1 pseudogene is annotated in these 332 nt (G+C 59.9%); it reads left to right on the forward strand.

Features of this window, described 5'->3' with window-relative positions:
- Positions 1 to 332, forward strand: a pseudogene (locus tag EVC45_RS45285) (SRPBCC family protein); the annotation flags it as partial.

Here is a 332-nt window from a genome sequence, read left to right on the forward strand (position 1 = left end):
GAAAACAACCGCGAGTGCTACCACTGCGCGGGCACCCATCCGGAGTTGACGAACTCGTTTCTCGCGGAAGACTTCGGCTTTTGTCCGGACGGCCAGAGCGAAGAATCGCTGCAGGCGTATGAGGATTACCTGAAACGCAACGCGGCGTGCCGGGAGAACTGGGAAAAGGACGGCTATGTCTGCGCCACTTTCGAATCGCTCGACGAGAGTGTGGACACCAACTTCAGGACTCAGCGCCTTGTCATCTCGGGGGCCAACGAATCGCAGACGCTGGACACGAAAGTGGCATGCACGAAGCTGCTCGGCGGGGTCGAGCGGCGCGATCTTGGTGA

Origin of the sequence: Paraburkholderia sp. UYCP14C (assembly GCF_004197395.1) — a bacterium.
In the GTDB taxonomy this organism is placed as follows: Bacteria; Pseudomonadota; Gammaproteobacteria; order Burkholderiales; family Burkholderiaceae; genus Paraburkholderia.